General features: G+C 47.9%; 17 protein-coding genes. 6 read left to right on the forward strand and 11 right to left on the reverse strand.

Going from position 1 to position 18,374, the window contains the following annotated elements; genetic code table 11:
• Positions 1-111: 111 nt before the first annotated feature.
• Positions 112-1,341 carry an MFS transporter gene (locus NLBNIHML_RS15320; protein WP_494352218.1) on the forward strand — a complete coding sequence of 410 codons (1,230 nt, stop codon included), beginning with the start codon at positions 112-114 and terminating at the stop codon, positions 1,339-1,341.
• Positions 1,342-1,387: 46 nt separating this feature from the next.
• On the opposite strand, the gene NLBNIHML_RS15325 is transcribed toward NLBNIHML_RS15320, so the two are convergent.
• On the reverse strand, positions 1,388-2,599 hold the full coding sequence (locus NLBNIHML_RS15325; RefSeq protein WP_494354714.1) for a nitric oxide synthase oxygenase: 1,212 nt from the start codon (positions 2,597-2,599) through the stop codon (positions 1,388-1,390).
• A gap of 127 nt (positions 2,600-2,726) precedes the next feature.
• Entirely contained in the window at positions 2,727-3,206 is a 480-nt protein-coding gene (locus NLBNIHML_RS15330; RefSeq protein WP_339238446.1) for a Dps family protein, read from the reverse strand.
• A 358-nt stretch (positions 3,207-3,564) separates the two neighbouring features.
• Here NLBNIHML_RS15330 and NLBNIHML_RS15335 point away from each other — a divergent pair, with 358 nt between their 5' ends.
• A complete protein-coding gene (locus NLBNIHML_RS15335) occupies positions 3,565-3,915 on the forward strand; it encodes a cupin (RefSeq protein WP_342571291.1) in 351 nt (116 codons plus the stop codon).
• A 97-nt stretch (positions 3,916-4,012) separates the two neighbouring features.
• Here NLBNIHML_RS15335 and NLBNIHML_RS15340 read toward each other — a convergent pair whose 3' ends face one another.
• Positions 4,013-4,750, reverse strand: a complete 738-nt coding sequence (locus NLBNIHML_RS15340) for an HAD family hydrolase (RefSeq protein ID WP_494352219.1) — start codon at positions 4,748-4,750, stop codon at positions 4,013-4,015.
• Positions 4,751-4,930: 180 nt separating this feature from the next.
• On the opposite strand from NLBNIHML_RS15340, the gene NLBNIHML_RS15345 reads away from it, so the two are divergent.
• Positions 4,931-5,116, forward strand: a complete 186-nt coding sequence (locus NLBNIHML_RS15345) for a hypothetical protein (protein ID WP_494352220.1) — start codon at positions 4,931-4,933, stop codon at positions 5,114-5,116.
• A gap of 181 nt (positions 5,117-5,297) precedes the next feature.
• Here NLBNIHML_RS15345 and NLBNIHML_RS15350 read toward each other — a convergent pair whose 3' ends face one another.
• From NLBNIHML_RS15350 to NLBNIHML_RS15380, 7 genes are all read right to left on the reverse strand, one after another.
• Positions 5,298-7,040: an adenine deaminase C-terminal domain-containing protein gene (locus NLBNIHML_RS15350; RefSeq protein WP_342571294.1), complete on the reverse strand. Its 1,743-nt coding sequence runs from the start codon at positions 7,038-7,040 to the stop codon at positions 5,298-5,300.
• Positions 7,041-7,215: 175 nt separating this feature from the next.
• Complete coding sequence (locus NLBNIHML_RS15355; RefSeq protein ID WP_339238458.1) at positions 7,216-8,274, reverse strand: ABC transporter ATP-binding protein; 1,059 nt, start codon at positions 8,272-8,274, stop codon at positions 7,216-7,218.
• A gap of 18 nt (positions 8,275-8,292) precedes the next feature.
• On the reverse strand, positions 8,293-9,084 hold the full coding sequence (locus tag NLBNIHML_RS15360; RefSeq protein WP_124116640.1) for an ABC transporter permease: 792 nt from the start codon (positions 9,082-9,084) through the stop codon (positions 8,293-8,295).
• A gap of 4 nt (positions 9,085-9,088) precedes the next feature.
• Complete coding sequence (locus NLBNIHML_RS15365; RefSeq protein ID WP_036612869.1) at positions 9,089-9,910, reverse strand: ABC transporter permease; 822 nt, start codon at positions 9,908-9,910, stop codon at positions 9,089-9,091.
• A gap of 204 nt (positions 9,911-10,114) precedes the next feature.
• The gene (locus tag NLBNIHML_RS15370) at positions 10,115-11,041 is read right to left on the reverse strand and encodes a nucleoside hydrolase (RefSeq protein WP_339243227.1); all 927 of its coding nucleotides are present in this window, start codon (positions 11,039-11,041) and stop codon (positions 10,115-10,117) included.
• A 110-nt stretch (positions 11,042-11,151) separates the two neighbouring features.
• Entirely contained in the window at positions 11,152-12,222 is a 1,071-nt protein-coding gene (locus NLBNIHML_RS15375) for an ABC transporter substrate-binding protein (protein ID WP_339243229.1), read from the reverse strand.
• Between the two features lie 248 nt (positions 12,223-12,470).
• Complete coding sequence (locus tag NLBNIHML_RS15380; RefSeq protein ID WP_017691786.1) at positions 12,471-12,815, reverse strand: Na-translocating system protein MpsC family protein; 345 nt, start codon at positions 12,813-12,815, stop codon at positions 12,471-12,473.
• Between the two features lie 374 nt (positions 12,816-13,189).
• Here NLBNIHML_RS15380 and NLBNIHML_RS15385 point away from each other — a divergent pair, with 374 nt between their 5' ends.
• The 3 genes from NLBNIHML_RS15385 (at position 13,190) to NLBNIHML_RS15395 (ending at position 17,105) form a co-directional block, all read left to right on the forward strand.
• Entirely contained in the window at positions 13,190-14,107 is a 918-nt protein-coding gene (locus NLBNIHML_RS15385; protein ID WP_494352221.1) for a hypothetical protein, read from the forward strand.
• A gap of 262 nt (positions 14,108-14,369) precedes the next feature.
• Positions 14,370-15,116: a DUF3105 domain-containing protein gene (locus tag NLBNIHML_RS15390; RefSeq protein WP_342571296.1), complete on the forward strand. Its 747-nt coding sequence runs from the start codon at positions 14,370-14,372 to the stop codon at positions 15,114-15,116.
• Positions 15,117-15,386: 270 nt separating this feature from the next.
• Complete coding sequence (locus NLBNIHML_RS15395; RefSeq protein ID WP_494352222.1) at positions 15,387-17,105, forward strand: methyl-accepting chemotaxis protein; 1,719 nt, start codon at positions 15,387-15,389, stop codon at positions 17,103-17,105.
• Between the two features lie 145 nt (positions 17,106-17,250).
• On the opposite strand, the gene NLBNIHML_RS15400 is transcribed toward NLBNIHML_RS15395, so the two are convergent.
• Positions 17,251-18,204: a nucleoside hydrolase gene (locus tag NLBNIHML_RS15400; protein ID WP_127548851.1), complete on the reverse strand. Its 954-nt coding sequence runs from the start codon at positions 18,202-18,204 to the stop codon at positions 17,251-17,253.
• Between the last annotated feature and the right edge of the window lie 170 nt (positions 18,205-18,374).

Genomic DNA, 18,374 nt, shown 5'->3' on the forward strand with positions numbered 1-18,374 from the left:
TATTCTCAAAAATCCTGCATACATTACGGGTATATGTCGATATCTACGCATTCCTTTGGGATATGAAGCACGTTTGGGATTCCATTTTATATGTGAAAGGAGTCTTGGCTCTTGGATATTCGTCGTAATCTGCCTTTGCTGATAACGATTTGTTTCCTTAGTCAGATGGGCGGGTTCATGATCCTGCCCCTGTTTCCTTTGTTTATTGAGGAATTTGGCCTGTCTGGCTGGATGATGGGGGTTATTTTTGCGCTTTTCTATGTGGGGAAAGTGATTGGTGGCATTCCTGCTGCGGCAATTTATAAGAAACTCGGGGGTAAACGTGCTCTCATCCTCATGCTGTTACTGCTCGCTGTCTGCATGGGTGGCTTTGCGGTGTCTACTGCTGCAGTGTTGTTCGGCCTGCTCCGACTGCTGCAAGGGCTGGCTTCCACCGGGCTTACCGTGGTCGTGCGTTCCATCATCGGAGATGGGGGCAATGCAGACAACCGCGGACTGTATAATGGATATATCAGCAGCAGTGAGGGTGGCGGAATGGTGCTCGGTCCGGTTATTAGTGGCTGGCTCGCGCTGCACTGGCCTCTGTCAGTTCCTTTCCTGCTTGTTACGTTATGTTGTCTGATGGCTGTGGTCGCTGCGATGGGAATGAAGACAACAACGGCACCTCCTTTACCTTCAACAACATCCGATGCACTGCATACGCAAGGTACGGGTATCTCCCAATCCAATCAAGCTTCCGGCTCAATAACGATTAGCCCAACTACAGAGCTTACCCAGCGTCAGCAGCTTCTCGGCTATGGTACAGTACATTTTCTGGAGATGAGCGCCTATGCGGTGTTTCTCACCTACTTCGCATTGTATGCAGCTCACATCATGCATTGGGACCCCTTTGCAACCAGTCTCGCCTTCACTGTATCCGGGATTTCTACGCTTGCCGCTGCACCCTTTGTTGGTTATCTCTCTGACCGGATGGGGGATCGTCTGTTGCTATGTATGCTCGGCATGTTCCTGATTGGCATCGAAGTTGCTGTATTTCTAAGCACGTCATCCCATCTATGGGTCTACGTTGGCATGCTGATTGGCGGGGTTGGCGGGGCATGTTACATGGACTCGTTCTTTGCCCATGTCGGTGATCATATCCCCGATGAGAGTCGAAGCTCTGTCATAGGCAAAATTGTCTCTGCGGCTGAGATCGGCTCCATCGTATCCCCACTGGTTGCAGCGCTGCTGATGGAGGTTGGTTCGCTGTACTCCGTGTTTGTGTTCAATCTGGTACTGATTGCGGTAGCCATTGCCGTTCAGGGTATGATGCGCAGTCGGTACCGATTGAAAGAGGGGTAGCCCTGCCTTTGAAAAAAGGATCACAAAAAATAACCCGTCTGCACAATTAATGTGCAAACGGGCATTTCATTGGTGCATCCCCGGCCAGTGGCTGGGGATGCTCTACCTGTGCATTCTGCTGCTCACTGCTTCGCAGTTCTGCGGCAGATGCCACGCCATCTTTCAGCGTATACACCTGCTTCTGATGGAAAAAGTTCGGCTTCACAATCTCATTGCGATACGAACTGTGGAAAATATGCGTCGTCGCCGGGGAGACTGGCGGGATCAGCCACACCCAATCCCCGGTCAGCTCACGTCCAGCCTTCTCTTCCCGCTGTTCAAACATCGCAAATTGCGCTGCTGCCGTGTGGTGATCCACAATGCTCACGCCTGCTTTTTTGAATGAATGCAGCACAGCGACATTCAGTTCCACCAAAGCCCTGTCCTTCCATAATGTCGTTTCACTTGATGTATTCAACCCAAACGCTGCCGCCACCGCAGGCAGCTTGTTATAACGGAACGTGTCCGCCAGATTACGGGCGCCAATCTCCGTACCCATATACCAACCATTAAACGGCGCTGCCGGGTAGGATATACCGCCAATCTCCAAACGCATATCGGCGATCATCGGCACACCATACCAACGCATACCCAGCTCAGCAATCTCCTTCTGCTCCGGGTGCTCAATCATCACTTCCACAATCTCTTCTTCGGGTATAACATACCACTCTGGCGCTTGTCCTTGTGCCTGAATGATGAGCGGTAACACATCATAAGAGCCACCTGTTCCTTGCCAGCCAAGTGACATGGCTACCTTGGTCAGCCCCACGGAAGCAGGATCGCCAATAATGCCTTGCTCTGTCTCATATCCTGCATAACGAATGAGCTGATGATTCCAGACACGTACCGGGGCTCCATTCGGACCATCCGGAGGAAGAATTGTAATCATCGGAATGACCTTGCCTCCGTTGGATGCCACATGAATATGATTCAACACAGCATCCGCTGCCGTTCCTGCCGTATCGGCATGACGGGCATCCACAATCCGCAATTTATCCCAGAACAGCCGCCCGATGCATCGGTTGCTGTTCCGCCAGGCCATTTTGCAACCCTGTTCCAATTCTTCTGTGGTATGCACATAGGTACCCGTTACTTTGATCTCCTCCATAACAGCAACAAGCCGGGCCTGCGCATCTTCACGCGAATGGCCCAGCTCTTCATAACATGTATATATAAACCGTTCAGCTTCTTCCTGCAATTGTTCCAGGTCTGACCGCATCATTCATTCCACCATTCTGTACATCTTGGATGCCATCATTATACGGCAAGCGCACTGGATTTGTAAGCGAACGGGCACTTTGTTCACGGACTCTACATATCGTTGTCAGGATGAAGGGTAACTTTGCTTATTTGCCCAGAAATGCGTTTAACATCCAGACCTCTTTATCCAGCGCAGCGGTGAATCCAATTAACATATCTTCCGTTGCGTTATCTTCTGCTTCTCCCGCTTCGTGAATGCCTTGATGAATCACTTCTACCATGGTACGCAGATCAGCAACCACCGACTCTACCATACGCTCAGCAGACAATTGGCCTTGTACCTCTTCAATTGGAGACAGACGCAGCTGTTCAGCCATTGTAGCCACCGGACGTCCACCAATAGCCAGCAAACGCTCTGCAACTTCGTCCATATTCGCCGTAGCCAAGTTGTACAACTCTTCGAATTTGGCATGTAGTGTGAAGAAATGAGGTCCTTGGACATACCAGTGGAAGTTATGCAGTTTCGTGTACAATACGGACCAACCTGCGATCTGACGGTTCAGGACATCTTGAAGTGCTGTGGCATTGTTAGCAAAAGTGTTGTTTCTAGTTTGGATTGTGCTCATGGAATTTATCCCCTCTCGAATATAAAAATAGAATGTAAATGATTGTTATGGCGTTACTTTGATTCATCGTTTTAATTTAGACTTAATCTAAATCTTGTTTTAATTATAACACTGCATTTATAGTTTGGGAAGGCTTTTGCACTGTCTTGTGAATGAAGATTCCATGAAGTACAACTTCATAGAATCAACGGCACAGGCGTTAACGAAATGAGATTTGTAAACAAACTATTCCTCAACGATTGGAGCTATGATAGACTCATCTGATTGGGTTTCCATATTATTTTGGATTAGGATGATACCATCATAAGGAACGTTGCCCTTGTAGGAAGTTAACTTAGTCACGATTGCGGAGGTAAACATGAGGATATTTCAATTTAAAGAAGAGTCAGGGAAAAAGATTACCCAATTTGATTCTAATTTCGTCATGTCACGTATTACGCAGACCGACAAAACAGCTCATATCGGATGTATGCACTTGCCACAGGGTGGAGTAGTCGGTTATCACCAAGCTGTGGTTCCTCAACTGCTTTTGATCGTAAGTGGAGAAGGTTGGGTTAGAGGCGAAGCAAATGAATACATTAAAGTGCATTGTGGGGAAGCCGTACTCTGGGATACACATGAATGGCACGAAACCAAAACAGAAGCTGGACTCATGGCCATTGTAATTGAAAGCGAAGAGTTAGACATCTCATTATTAATGCCTTTATAGAAGGTATAACGTAAGAAATGAAGTCTTTCTTTAAACACTAAAAAGCAGACCTGCACCTAAAACGGTAACAGGACTGCTCCTTTCAACAAATATCTCCTTAAACTCGGACAACCTCAAAAGTCAGAATACGACTGATCTCTTCATAGCTCGATGCTACAAAATGAGGCTGATGATCGGATTCCGGCAACGCCTCCCGATGATTGAACCAGATAACCTTCCAGCCTGCATCCACTGCACCTACTACATCATTACGCCACGAGTCTCCGATGTAATAGCTGGAACGGGCATCTGTCCCGGACTGCTTACTCACATATTCAAACAATCTGCGATCCGGTTTCGCATAACCAGTCGTACCAGAGATGAAGATCAGATGCTCGTCCACGAGACTGAGCACATCCAGTGCTTCAAGCTTGCGGCGCTGATGCTCTCCTTCTCCATTGGTGATTAGTCCAACGGTATGGCCCTCTGCCTGAAGCCTTCTAATTAGCTCATAGGCTCCTTCAAAAGGCACAATCTCAAACTGTCTGCTCAGATACCGAGCTTGCAGTTCTTCAGCCTGACCTGGTTGTAGGGAGAGTCCAAACTCCTCCATCGTCAGCTCAAACCTCCGACGGCGCATTCGCTCCACCGCATCCGGCTCCGGTACAGCAGACAGATCTTCTTGTGCAGATAGCCAGTCACTGTAATAACGAAAACGGTGATATGCCTCAGCATATAGGAAATCATTCGGCAAGCCGAGAACGTCCTGCAACGCGCCACGAAGCGGCTGTAAGTGATCATATAAGGTATCATCCACGTCAAAAAATATGGTTTTAGCATGATTTATTTCATTCATAATCGTTTTCTATCCTCCTGCTATGAGTCCAAACATTCTCTTCTTACTATATATGTAATCCTATGCCTCGTCCAAAATGGATTTGGTAAACGTGGACAATCAATAATTGCTACATCCCAGTTACTGGAATATAATTTATTAAGGATCACATCCAAAATGATTAAAAGGTGGAATGAACATATGAGTACTACAGTAGAGAAATGCACCGATTGTGGAAGCACATCTTTCGTACAGGCATCCGACTTCATCAATCTTCGTCCATTGGATAAGAAATTGTCGATTGGTTCAGAAAGAGTATATACCGTTTGTTTGGATTGCGGAGAAGTGGTCTCCATTAAGGTGAAGAATCCAGAGAAATTAATATAAACAGGGTTTGTATTAACTATAATTACAAGAACATAATAATACGTATATGAATTTGCCAAAAAGAAGCCCCGGTTCACTTGAATGAACCGGGACTTCTTTTTCTTATAGAACACACCAACGATATAACAACGAATAATCTAATCAATCATCGGAAGAAGACCACCAGATGTGTCTATCCCACTTATACAATCAACGATACAACCTTACCTGCATTCACATCAATCAGGCCATGGTCCGTGATCTTCAGCGCCGGACTTACCGCGAGAGAATGAGTGCTGATCGACATGATCGGGTTGTAATGCACGTAACCAAGAGACAACATGGCTGCACGCAGTTCCTTCACTTGATGGGATACCACTGCGAGTGGTTCTTCCGTCAGAATGCCACCTACGGGAAGTTCCAGATGGGACAGCACCTTGCCGTCTTCCACCACGCAGAAGCCACCTTGGCTCGAAATTACGTTGTTAGCTGCCAATATCATATCTTCACGATTACGTCCTACAACCAGCAGGTTATGATTGTCATGTGAATATGTCGTTGCAATGGCGCCGCGTTTGATGGTGTCTCCACCGATCAGGCCATGTGCTCGATTGCCGTTCACACCATAACGTTCAAAGGTCGCGATCTGCGCATATCCGCTTTCTTCCCATAACAATTCGCCATTCGAAGACTGAACCGGTGCAATATGTTCTTCCACAAAAGTAGAACCATCCTTCACCATCATGACACGGCATTGGTACTCACCTTCACCAGCGAGATCAACACCTGATCCACTGACTTTCGGGTCGGACAACTGAATAGCAAAATCTGCTGCGCCCAGTTTCTCTAACTGCACACTCTTATAGAAGTGAGGTGGGAATTGCCCGATGATCCGTTCCTGCTTATACGGTTCGTAATCGTCATAAGCTTTGCGGCCATTTTTGTACACCTGATCAATGGAGAGATCATGCAAGTTGGACACCAACACATAATCGGCCACTTTGCCAGGGGCAATGCTGCCGCGATCGGTCATTTTCATACGGGAAGCAGGGGTAGACGTTGCTGCGTAGATCGCATCTTCCGGACGCATCCCCATCTGAATTGCCTTGCGTACGATATGATCCAGATGACCACGCTCCACCAGTGAATCCGGCATCACATCATCTGTGACGAAGCAGAAGTGCTGTGCCACATCATGTTGAATCAGATACTCCATGACTTCAGGCGTCATCGATTTCTCCTGGATTTCAATAAACATACCTGCTGCAATCCGTGCCTGTAATCCCTCAATGCTCTGATGGGTATGATCGGAATCAATACCTGCGTAGATCAGTCGATGCAGATCGAGTCCAAGCAGTTTCGGTGTATGACCTTCGATCACGAGATCAGGATAGTTTTTGCGGATATGCTGTAAAATCTGGTTCGTCTTGCACTCCGGATCACGGATGACATCGACATAGTTCATGATCTCACCCAGACAGATAATCTCGCCAGTGGCGAGCAGCACGTCCATATCTTCGATTTCAATCGAACCACCTGTCGTCTCCATCGGGGTTGCCGGAACGGAGCTTGGGATCGCATAGAACATGTCCACCGTCGTCTCCCGACTTGCAGCCATCATCTCCTGAACTCCTTCAAGCCCAAACACATTCGCCATTTCATGCGGTTCTGCAACAATGGACGTTACCCCGCAGCCAATCAAGCCATGGGAAAAGGTTTCCGGTGTCACCATCGTACTTTCAATATGCAGATGGATATCGATCAAACCAGGAATCATGTATCTTCCTCGTGCATCAATGACTTCGTCTGCCTGAATCATCTCCGGTCCACCGGGTCCAACATATAGGAATCTGCCGTCCAACACAGCAGCGACGTTGTTCATTTCAAATCGTTTATAATAACTGTTATACACATGTACATTCACAATCAGTTGATCTGCACGCATGGGGCATAATCTCCTTCTTCACAAGCATTTCACTGCGATCCGAACCGGACAATGAACCTGCACTTTAATCTGCTGTGCTGCACATGACTGCGCACCACCGCCATCATCCGGAATCATCGCATGAGTTGCCTTCTTTGCTGCTCTTATTTCTTCAAGCTATTCCATACATTCATCGCTACTCTACCAGTACAAGCTTGTCCTGTGGGAAGATCAGGCTAACACGCTGCCCGCTAAGGTACGGTGTTTCCATCTCCTGATTGGCTGTAAAGTCACCCAGTTCCGTCTCAACTACATACTGATAGCTGCGTCCCAGATACGTGCTGACTTTGATAATGCCCGGCAAAGCGTTCACCACATCCGCAGAGGTATCACCACTTACGATCAGATCATCCGGGCGAATCGCGCCTTTGCGTGCACCGGGACGTGCTGTTCCGGGATGTGCTGTTGCTGTAAATGTGCGTCCACCCGCATGTAATGTGATGACTTCACCTGCATCGCTGCGATCCGCGAATTCAATAAAGTTATGGAATCCAATGAATCGTGCGACAAACTCCGTTGCCGGATATTTGAAAATCGTTTCCGGGCGGTCGAGCTGCTCGACCACACCTTTGTTCATGATGGCTACCTGATCCGAGATCGAGAAACACTCTTCCTGGTCATGAGAGACATACAACGTTGTAATGCCCAGCTCTTGCTGAATCCGGCGAATCTCGACCCGCATGTTCAGGCGCAGATTGGCATCCAGGTTACTGAGCGGTTCGTCGAACAAGAGCAGGTCAGGCTCAATGACCAAGGCACGAGCAATGGCCACACGCTGACGCTGTCCACCCGACAGTTCTTGTGGAAAACGTTTCTCAAATCCATTCAGGTTAACCACCTCAAGGATTCGCATTACACGGGAAGAGATATCCTTGTCTTTCACCTTGCGCATCCGCAGGCCAAAGGCCACGTTGTCATAGACAGACAGATGCGGGAATAATGCATAACTCTGAAATACAAATCCGAAGTTGCGCTTGTTCGCCGGAACTTTCGTATAATCCTTGCCGCCGAACATAAACTTACCCTGTGATGCTTCCAGAAATCCGGCGATGAGGCGCAGCGTAGTTGTTTTGCCGCAACCGCTCGGTCCGAGCAGGGAGAGCAGTTTACCTTTTTCCAGCTCCAACTGAAAATCCTTCAGGATTGTCTGCTTATCGTATGCCACGGATACGTGGTCTAATGTCAGCAATGCCATAGCGTTCTGCGCCTCCAATTAACGTTTAGTAAAGTATGAAAATCCGCCCATGATCCGTTCGATCACGAACATTAAAAGTCCGGTTAGTACCATCAATAGCATGGAAATCGCTGCAATCGTTGGGTCAAAGTAATTCTCCACATACGTCAGCATCTGAATTGGCAATGTACTTACCCCTGGTCCGGTCATGAATACCGAGATGTCCACGTTGTTGAACGATTCCAGGAAGGCAATCAACACTGCAGCGATAATGCCTGAGCGGATGTTGGGAAGCACGATTGTGAAGAACGTTCTCACCCGTCCCGCCCCAAGACTCAGCGCAGCTTCTTCCACGGCGAAGTCAAAGCTCGACAGACTCGACGCGATAACCCGAATGATGAATGGAAGCATGATAATCGTATGACCAATCAATAGTCCAAGGTACATCGGCAGATGGTAGATTACGATCAGATATTTCATCAATGTAAAACCAAGCACGATTCCCGGGATCAGTACCGGAGACAGGAACAGTGCGTTCAGCACGGACTTGCCTTTGAAATCGTAACGACTAAGTGCATACGCAGCCGGAACTCCAAGCACCAGTGCCAACAGGTTCCCCAGCAAGGAAATGATGATGGACGTCTGGAACGTGCGGAGGAAACCGCCTGTGTTGAAAATATTCTCATACCAGCGGAAGGAGAACCCTTCCGGCGGAAATTTGAGTACCGTTCCCGGTTCAAACGAAGTGATCGATATGATCAGAAGCGGGCCCAGCAGAAAGATAAAGACCAGCAGACTGAACAGGCCCAGCCCGATATGTTTCTCCCGCATATGTCTACCCCTTCGGATTTAAAGTTTTGGCCATTTTGTTCATGACACCGACCACGACAAATGTAATCACAATCATAATCGCGGCAACAACCGAGGCCAGATACCAGTCGTTGAGAGTCATGGCGTTCTGATACAGGAACGTAGCAATCACGCGCTGCTTGCCTCCAAGGAGGGCAGGTGTGGTATACGCCGTCAGGCTTCCGACAAAGACAAGCACAGCTCCGATCACAAGTCCTGGCACAGCCAGCGGGAATACAACCCGGCGGAATGCCGTAATGCGCGATGCGCCGAGACTTTGCGCTGCCTTGAGCAGGTCACCGTCAATGTTCTCCAGCACGCCCACCAGAGAGATAATCATCAATGGCAGGAATAGATGCGTCAGACCGATCATCATCGCTGCTGGCGTGTACAGAATGTCCAATGGTTTGTCCACGATCCCCAGACCAACAAGGGTGTTGTTGATCAGCCCTTTGCGTCCAAGGATGATCATCCAGCTAAACGAACGCACGACCGGGCTGGTCAGCAGTGGGAAGATCGCCAGTGCCAGCAAAATGCCTTTGCGACGCGGCGCTTTCTGCGAAATATAATAAGCTGTCGGGAATCCGAGCACCACACAGACGATGGTGGTGACCACGCTGACTTGCAGCGTCGTAAGCAGTATTTTCAAAAAGTATGGGTCTCTGAAAAAATGCATGTATCCTTCAAACGTGAAGGAGTTTTCTTGGAAAAACGTCGATCCGATCGTCAGGACAATCGGAATGATCATAAATGCCGCCAAAAACACGAATCCCGGCAGCAATAGCCAGTAGATTACTGATTTTTTCATCGCCATACTCCTGACTTGTAAATTTAATTCGAGATTGATACTTGAGTACTCCGATTGCAGTACCGTCCTTCGATCCCTGTTATCCCCCGATTTAATGATTTATTTTCATAGGTAAAAATCGGGGGATAAAGGGGAACGCTTCGCTTCTCCAGATCGGTTCTGCACTCTCCGCAATCGTATAAATATCTAATTGGGGCAGAGCAACTACGCGTTTAACGCGTTGATAAACAGTTCAAGGAAGCTTTCTGCGTCTACGGTTTCGCAAACGAGGGTGTTGGGCTGCTCGCCCAAACGGTTTTGGAAGTCGCATACCATCTGGCCATCGCACAAGCGGCTGGCGGTTTCGACATCGACGTAATACGATTTGCGTCCAACGAGTTCGGGGGCAAGGGCTACGCCCACGGCCAGTGGATCATGCAACGCGCAAGCGCGAACACCGTTCATTTGTTCATACCGGTTGATGTAGATCTCCGTGCTCTGAGCCACGTACGCGCGCAGTGCAGGATCGGTGAGACGCTCAATCGTTGCTTCATTCAACAGCGTTTGACGCGTCACATCCAGTCCGACTTGTGTAAGTTTCTCGATGCCTGCGTGCAATACGATGCGTGCCGCCTCTGGATCAGCGTATGTGTTGTACTCGGCTGTCGGCGTAATGTTGCCATGTCCGCGAACCACGCCACCCATGAAGATAACTTCCTTCAATAAAGAAGGCAATTCAGGACACTTCATCAGCGCGAGTGCCAGATTGGTTAATGGAGCAGTCATGATCAATGTCAGTTCGCCTGGATACAACTTGGCTTGCTCCACGATAAAGTCCGGCGCAAAACCTTCCTCGGCTTGCTTGGACACCGCCGGATCAGGCAGCGCACCGCCCAATCCGTCCTGTCCATGTACCCGGTGTTCATAATGCGACTTGCGAGTAAGGGGTCCTGCCGCTCCAGCAATCACCGGAATTTCAGGTGCACCCGCAAGTTCAAGGATTTTGCACGTATTCTCTGTTGCCTGCTGGAGTGATACGTTCCCACAGACTGTGGTGATACCGAGAATGTCCAGCTTCCGGCTTTTGACCGCCAGCAAAATTGCCAGTGCATCGTCAATCCCCGTGTCCACATCCATAATGATGCGATTCAGCGATTCACTCATCCGTTCTCAACTCCTATACGGTGATTGGTTGCTTGCTGCAAATGATAAGTTGAACATGTTGATCCAAGAAAACTTTTAAGTCAGTCGGTTACTTGTTTTTATTGTGCAATCTCGCGGTTCCAACGATCTGTCCAGCCTTTAACCTGTTGATTGACGAATTCCATATCCAGCTTGTTCAGTTTCTCAACAACGTCAGCACCGTAGGTTACGCCTTCTGCTTCTTCAGCAGTCAGTTCAACCTTGGTATTAACCGGAGAGTCAACTTTAGCTTTAGCAGATTTTGCTTGTACATCTTGGCTAAGCTGCCAGTTAATGAATTCTTCAGCCAGTTCTTTATTTTTGCTGCCCTTCACGACATTGATCGTGTTCATCACGGCATATGCACCTTCGCTCGGTGTAACAAACTTCGCATTAGGTACGGCTGCTTTCAGGTCTTTGAAATACATTTCCATGATCGGTCCGCCTGCAATCTCCTCCTGGGAGAACATGTTCACGAACTCGGACGTTTGGCTATAGAATTTCACCACATTGCCGCTCAGTTTTTTCAGTTCAGCAAATGCCGCATCTTCATTAAACGTATCATTACCAGCTACACGAGAGGCTGCATCCACAACCATCGGGCCTGCTGTTGCCGTAATATTCGGGATAGTCAGATTACCCTCAAACGCCGGGTCCCACAGGTCACTCCATGAAGTCACTTCTTTGGAAACGAGGTCCGGGTTATAAGCAATTCCAAGCTGTCCAACCGTGTAAGCCGGGCCATAATCTTCACCAAGCGGGGCTTTGGCAATATCATAAATGTCATTTACATTTGGAATTTTGGAGCGGTCGATTTTTTCAAACAAACCTTCATCAATACCTTGTTGTGCATAGTAGTCAGACAGGTAGATCACATCGACATTGGATGTACCCTGACGAATTTTGTTCAGACGTTCAGCGTTATTGCCGACTTCCAGTACGATGTCTACATTATGTTCCTTTTCAAAAGGACCAAATACCGATTCATTGAAGAAATCTTCGGAGAAGCCCCAAGTGGAGATAACCAATTTGGTAGCTGCTGTTCCCCCACTACCTGATCCACCTGCTGCATCCTCTGTGCTGCTGCCACAACCTGCAAGTAATACCGATGTCATTGCCACTGCTGCCAAACCGCTAATCCACTTTTTCATCATGATCCTGATTCCCCCTGATATATGTGATGTGTAAAAAAAACAAAAAGAAAAGCATTCTTGTATAAACAAGAACACTTTTCTTCGTAAACAAAGGAAAGCGACACCCGCTGCCGGTACATCATCGGTTTCTGCTTCAGAATCAATCCGAAGACAGACGCCATCATATGAAATTGTACGGAACCTGATCATGAATCCGGGCCATAACCTCCATATGCTTCAACAAGAATTATTCCTGCCGATCCATCCTAGGCCTGTTCCAGAATCACATTCGTAATTGCCCACTGGGTGGACGCATCATAATCCCGCAATATAGCTTCAATTGGCAAACCCATGTGTTGCTCGAGCTTCTCCCGGAATTTCTTCTTATATAAGACAGACATGCGGAAGTCCACTTCCAGCTTTAAGCCGGGGGCCTCCCCTTCCAGGGCGTCAGAGCGCGGTGAACGTCGGTGCTTCGCGTAGAAGGTCACAATGTTCTGGTCAATGGTCACTCTCAGGAGAGTGGTGCCAAATCCGAACAGTTCCTTCGAGATTTCGTTATAATACTGGCACATCTTCTTCTTGCTCTCATTGCTGTCCAGTAGTTCCATGAACTCACCCACATCTCTTACTACCGTACATTCGACGTGTTAACACGATTGATTATACATAAATCTTCTGAAATGAGCAACCCAAAAGATATACTTAACATGTAAATCACACACAGAAGCGAACGATAAGATATTTGCCTCCAAGAAAAATTCGTCTTAAACCGCAGTAAATTTACATTAATATGCCTGCATGTAAGTCCTATACTATTGTTACTTCTAAACTACGTTTTAATACACCGTGTTCGAGTCTTCGTTTCAACTTTCCTTAAAAGGGTATTAATTCCTGCGAAACATAGACAAACTTCGTCAACAACCGTTAAAATGAGACACAATGTTAACATGCTTTTATTTTCTAGAAATTGGAGGCTTATACCATGCAATGTCCAGTATGTAACCACGAAAATGGAGATGCCCAGTTTTGCGAGAGGTGCGGATCTAATCTAACGCAAACTAACTCTTCACCCTCTCTTGTAAAGAACCCGGAATCTGCTGCTGCTTCAGAACCTGAATATACTCGCTGGTCCAGTACGCAGAACACATCTTCCGAGGCACCCGTTCGACCGAACACAACATCCGTCTCTACTCAGAAACAACAGACAACAGAATCAACAGGCACCAATGATCATGATTCTGCAGGAGACAACAACTCCAATCAGTGGAATAATATCGTGCAGAATGAGAAAGTTCAGCAAGCCAAAGAAGTAAGCAAACAGTATCTATCCTATTTCCTCAGTGTATTAGCTCGTCCTTATCAGACGATGAAAACCGTTGGCGACCAGCATTCACTAAACGGATGGCTAACGATGGCGCTGATTGCAGTCCTATCTTCTACATACTTCTTAATTACCTTTAGTCGCATAGGCATGGACGGCTTGTTCATTGGTGGATTTGTAAGGCCGCTATTGTTCACCGTCATTATCCTGATTGCCTCAATTGCACTGATGTACGCTATTCTGAAAATTGAAAAAATAACCTTTCGTCCCAAAACATTGGTTGCCCAGTTCGGTACATTGCTTGTTCCTGCTGTCGTATCCCTTGTTCTGGCGAATCTGTTTATTATCATCTCGTATTCCATCGCGATCGCCTTGCTTGTGATCTCGTACATCATCATATTTGTCGCTCTGAACTCGGTGCTATTCCACTATCCACTGAATCGTACCAAAGCGGCCATCGACAGTATGTACAGCGTACTCATCGCCAATGTGGTCGTCTTCTTTATTCTGTATCGATTGTTGGGTGAGGTTATTATGGGACTGATCGGATTGATGCTGTCGCCGTTTGGTCGTCTGTAAACATTATCCCCTTTATCCGTAAAATTGTATTGAGGCGCTCCCTGCTCACGTGGGGAGCGCCTTTTTTTGTTTTCCAAGGCAGCATTGCACTATGCATGTATCATACACTATAATGTGTAGTGCAACAGGTATGTTCTTATTGACGTAATAAACCAATCCAGCAACTCCCCGTTACGTAATTAAAGGATTCATCGTTGTTATGAACACTACATTGTGTAGTGTTATATTCACTCATTTTACAAAGAAAGCAGAGGAACTCTCTATGGACATGACCAATATGAATCATATGCAAATGGAGCATGAGGCAGGTACATCCTACCTGTGGCTCATCGTTGGTGTAATTGTGTTACTGTTCTCCATCGCCGCCTATATCTGGGCATCACGTACACAGGGCAAAATTCTGGGCCACATGAAAAAGAAAGAACGGGCGGACATTCAGAAAAAAAGTCGATCCCTTCGGCTGGCTGCACATGTAATGATGGCTGTGTCGATTATTACGTTTGGCCTGTTCTTCATGCAAGGAGCAGGTAAAACATATAATGTAGCCGATCTGGAATCCAACGCGACAATCGACGTGACAGACGATAAATATTATGGGGCTGACCATACGGAGGACCCTATCCAGTATGAGATGACAATTCCAACATCCGGGCCGCATAATCCGCATGATATCAAGTTTGGATTTTACACCGACTTCCCGGGCTATAATTACCTGGTACACAATCTGGAACACGGGGATATCATCATCTATTATCGTGAGAACGCAAGCGAGGATTTGAAGGAACATCTGAAATACCTCGCTAAATTCCGCGAAGCCGGAGCAGGTATTCTGGCTGTACCCAACAAGGATATTCCCGAAGGCAGTGAAGTCGTGGTGACCGCATGGACCAAAACGATGAAACTCGACCAATTCGACGATGCCAAGGTAGGTACTTTTATCAATAAATATATTAATCAGGGACCGGAAAAAATTCCTGCCTCTGTTCGCCAGGGCGGCGGAACAATGTAATGGCGTAATCACTTAGTCATGTGAAGGCATCAAGTCGTAACCATGAAGCTTGTACCAATAATGTACATGGTCAATATAATATTAAAACGTAATTAGCTCCCGGATCAAAATTGACTTGGGGGCTAATTCTTTATCGCCCGGATGCCGATATTTCAAGTAGAAAAATGTATATTTGATATACAATACATACGAACCAAAGAAGCGACAAACACCATCTAAAGAGACAAAGAGACGATTCATCCAACAGATCAAGGGGGAACACTTTTACCAATGAACAGTTTGTTTATGAGGATCTTTTTATTTTTTTCCTGTCTGATGCTGGCCGCGGGTGCGGTTCTTGGCATTACCATGTACCGTTCATCGGCGCAACTGGTCGAACAATCCATGGGGATGCAGGCACAGGCTGTGGCTGAACGGGCAGCTACATTAATTGATACTTCTCTGTATGCACCACTCAGTACCGGACAGAACAAGACAGCGTATTATGGCACATTGCGTGAGCAGCTCAGTCAACTGCGCGAGGCCAATGGGCTCAAGTATCTGTATACACTGGGTACACGAGAAGAAAATGGAATTAATACATATTTCTATGTTGTGGATGGGGCCGCTGCCGATGTGGCAGAGGACGACTTCTCCCCTTACGGTTCCGCAGAAGAGACCCCTTACGCGGGTATGTTACAGGCTTTTGAGCAGAATGAACCTATTCGAGGCGAACTCACCCAGGATGACTATGGAGCTACCATTACAGCGTATGTGCCCATCCATGGGGCTGACGGAAAAGTGTTGGGGTTAGTCGGTGCGGATCTGGATTCCACTGCAGTCTATGAACTGATGTCTCGCAACCGTATGACCATGATCTGGACAGCGCTCGTTATTGTGCTGCTCAGTGTCTTGTTGGTGTATGGATTCGCACACTACTTGACCCGCCCGTTGGTGAAGCTGAAGAAGTTGATTACCGAAGTGGGAAAAGGCGACCTGACCGTCAACGTCGAACTTGGACGAAAGGACGAAGTCGGACAGCTGGCTTCCGAATTCAAACATCTGGTCACAGGTACCCGTGATGTTATGACGGGCATCCGTCAAAGTTCCGATTCTCTGCTGCAAGCCGCAGAAGGTGTATCGAAACACTCGCAGGCTACTGCCGAAGCGAGTCAGCGTATTGCCGAACATACCCATCATACAGCCAGTGGAGCTGCCGAACAGGTGGCACGAGCAGGCGAAGTCACCGTTGCCATGGAAGAGATCACGCGCAGCATGCAGCATATTGCGAACTCTTCTTCTATGGTCGCGGATGTCTCACAGGAAACGACCAATAATGCGGTGCAAGGTCAAGCCAACATCAATACGGCAATAGACAGCATGGACAAAATTCATCAAGCGAATGTGCAGATGGTGGCCTCCACCTCTCAGCTAGAGCAGTACTCTGATAAAATTGAGTCTGTTGCACATCTAATGAAGGGTATCGCTTCACAGACCAATCTGCTCGCCCTTAATGCGAGTATTGAAGCGGCTCGTGCAGGAGAGTATGGCAGCGGGTTTGCAGTGGTTGCCTCAGAGGTTCGCAAGCTTGCGGGGGAATCAGAGCAATCGTCCCAGCATGTCACCGAACTGATCGCCGAGATGACACGTCAGACTTCCCTGTTGTCAGAACATATGTCAGCAAGCACATCTGCCGTACAGTCCGGTCTCGCTGTTGTACAGGAAGCAGGTCGTTCGTTCACATCCATTCATACCGGAATTGAGACGATGAATGAACGTCTGCACGAAGTATCCGCAGCATCCGAGCAGCTGTCTGCCAGCGCAGAGGAAGTGTCCGCTTCCGTGGAGGATATGGAGCATATCTCGCGCGAATCCTCTTCCAGTATCCAACAGGTGTCACACGCTACCGGAAGCCAGCTGCAATCCATGGATGAGATGAGTGCATCCGCTGAATCCCTCCGGGTACTTTCCAGTGAACTGAACGGGCTAATTAGTCGATTTAAAATATAGCGGGCAGCTTAGATTGTTAGATGTCAGCCCACAACAAAAAAGCCGCACGGCAGGGACGGGATTATGGGGTCAACCCCATTTCCAGACACTGCCTGCGGCTTTATTTTTGTAACTTTAAGGATGGCGAGCCCTAAGGCTGCCTGAATTAGTAGCGCTGCGGAGCAGCTTTTTTACCCAAATCCGTCATGTACGTAAAGAACGCTTCCGGATCGGTATCATACACCAGTTGTACTGGGCGTCCGTCTGCTTGCTCCACTGTGCGGCCTTGGCTAGGACCATCCGGGATGACAATACAGTTGACCGTTTTCTTCTTCACGATGTCCTCGCGTCCAACGGAAGCCGTTGTCAGCACATCCCACAGATAATATGTGGAATTTGTCTCACTGTACACCAGTGGCGGACAACCTGCGTAACAGTTCCCCAGGAAATCTACACCTTCGAAGCGACGCTCTGCTGCCCAACGGTTACGAACGGCTGGAGTCAGAGGTACTTTGTTGGTGCTTTCGAGTGCAACCAGATCGATCTGGATGCCGCTCTGCCATACACGGTAAGCCGCTTCCGGGTCCCAGAATACGTTCCATTCCGCTGTGCCGTCATGCTCGGGCTCTTCTACGTTACCACGCTCGAATGTGCCGCCCATCCATACGAGCTTGTCGATTTTCTCTTCAATGTCTGGTGCTTCGTCCAGTGCACGCGCAAGGTCTGTCAGTGGTCCTGTGAACAGGAGCAATGTTTTGCCTTCGGTGTTACGCACTTTCTCGATCAGATGCTGGTGTGCCGGAATAGCAGAGAGTGGTGCTTCCATTTTGCCGGACTCGTTCAGTACAGGAAGTGCATCTACATAGAAGGAATGCAGTCTCCACGCCGCAGGAAATGGATTTTTTCCTCTGGAGTTGGATTTGGATACCTCTACGGAATATGTACCGAAACGATCGATAATTTTACGGCTGGCATCTGTTGCTGGCTCCAGATATCCGTCTGCCGGAATAACCGATACACCGGTTACATGTACATTGTCCATTTGCAGAAGCATGAACAGCGATACGAGGTCATCCACGCCGCCGTCATGGTTAAAATACACATTAAGTTGGTTCGTCATGCTTGCTTTCATCCTTCCCCTGGTTGTCCCATTGATGTTGATTCATCCGTCTGCCCTAAGCCGACGCTTCCTCTATTATGTCCCATAACCCTTGTCTACGTAAACCTTCCCTACGCAAAGAAAACAAGGATCACGCCTCATCCTGCGGATATTTTACAGTTCCACCATTC

This window comes from Paenibacillus sp. JNU01 (genome assembly GCF_059130585.1).

Excerpts from the sequence above, each read along its gene's own strand:
- NLBNIHML_RS15325 (WP_494354714.1), bottom strand. The coding sequence starts at position 2,599 with ATGCGGTCAGACCTGGAACAATTGCAGGAAGAAGCTGAACGGTTTATA.
- NLBNIHML_RS15375 (WP_339243229.1), bottom strand. The coding sequence starts at position 12,222 with ATGAAAAAGTGGATTAGCGGTTTGGCAGCAGTGGCAATGACATCGGTA.
- NLBNIHML_RS15360 (WP_124116640.1), bottom strand. The coding sequence starts at position 9,084 with ATGCGGGAGAAACATATCGGGCTGGGCCTGTTCAGTCTGCTGGTCTTT.
- NLBNIHML_RS15355 (WP_339238458.1), bottom strand. The coding sequence starts at position 8,274 with ATGGCATTGCTGACATTAGACCACGTATCCGTGGCATACGATAAGCAG.
- NLBNIHML_RS15395 (WP_494352222.1), top strand. The coding sequence starts at position 15,387 with ATGAACAGTTTGTTTATGAGGATCTTTTTATTTTTTTCCTGTCTGATG.
- NLBNIHML_RS15400 (WP_127548851.1), bottom strand. The coding sequence starts at position 18,204 with ATGACGAACCAACTTAATGTGTATTTTAACCATGACGGCGGCGTGGAT.
- NLBNIHML_RS15390 (WP_342571296.1), top strand. The coding sequence starts at position 14,370 with ATGGACATGACCAATATGAATCATATGCAAATGGAGCATGAGGCAGGT.
- NLBNIHML_RS15335 (WP_342571291.1), top strand. The coding sequence starts at position 3,565 with ATGAGGATATTTCAATTTAAAGAAGAGTCAGGGAAAAAGATTACCCAA.
- NLBNIHML_RS15340 (WP_494352219.1), bottom strand. The coding sequence starts at position 4,750 with ATGAATGAAATAAATCATGCTAAAACCATATTTTTTGACGTGGATGAT.
- NLBNIHML_RS15345 (WP_494352220.1), top strand. The coding sequence starts at position 4,931 with ATGAGTACTACAGTAGAGAAATGCACCGATTGTGGAAGCACATCTTTC.
- NLBNIHML_RS15350 (WP_342571294.1), bottom strand. The coding sequence starts at position 7,040 with ATGCGTGCAGATCAACTGATTGTGAATGTACATGTGTATAACAGTTAT.
- NLBNIHML_RS15330 (WP_339238446.1), bottom strand. The coding sequence starts at position 3,206 with ATGAGCACAATCCAAACTAGAAACAACACTTTTGCTAACAATGCCACA.
- NLBNIHML_RS15380 (WP_017691786.1), bottom strand. The coding sequence starts at position 12,815 with ATGGAACTACTGGACAGCAATGAGAGCAAGAAGAAGATGTGCCAGTAT.
- NLBNIHML_RS15385 (WP_494352221.1), top strand. The coding sequence starts at position 13,190 with ATGCAATGTCCAGTATGTAACCACGAAAATGGAGATGCCCAGTTTTGC.
- NLBNIHML_RS15365 (WP_036612869.1), bottom strand. The coding sequence starts at position 9,910 with ATGAAAAAATCAGTAATCTACTGGCTATTGCTGCCGGGATTCGTGTTT.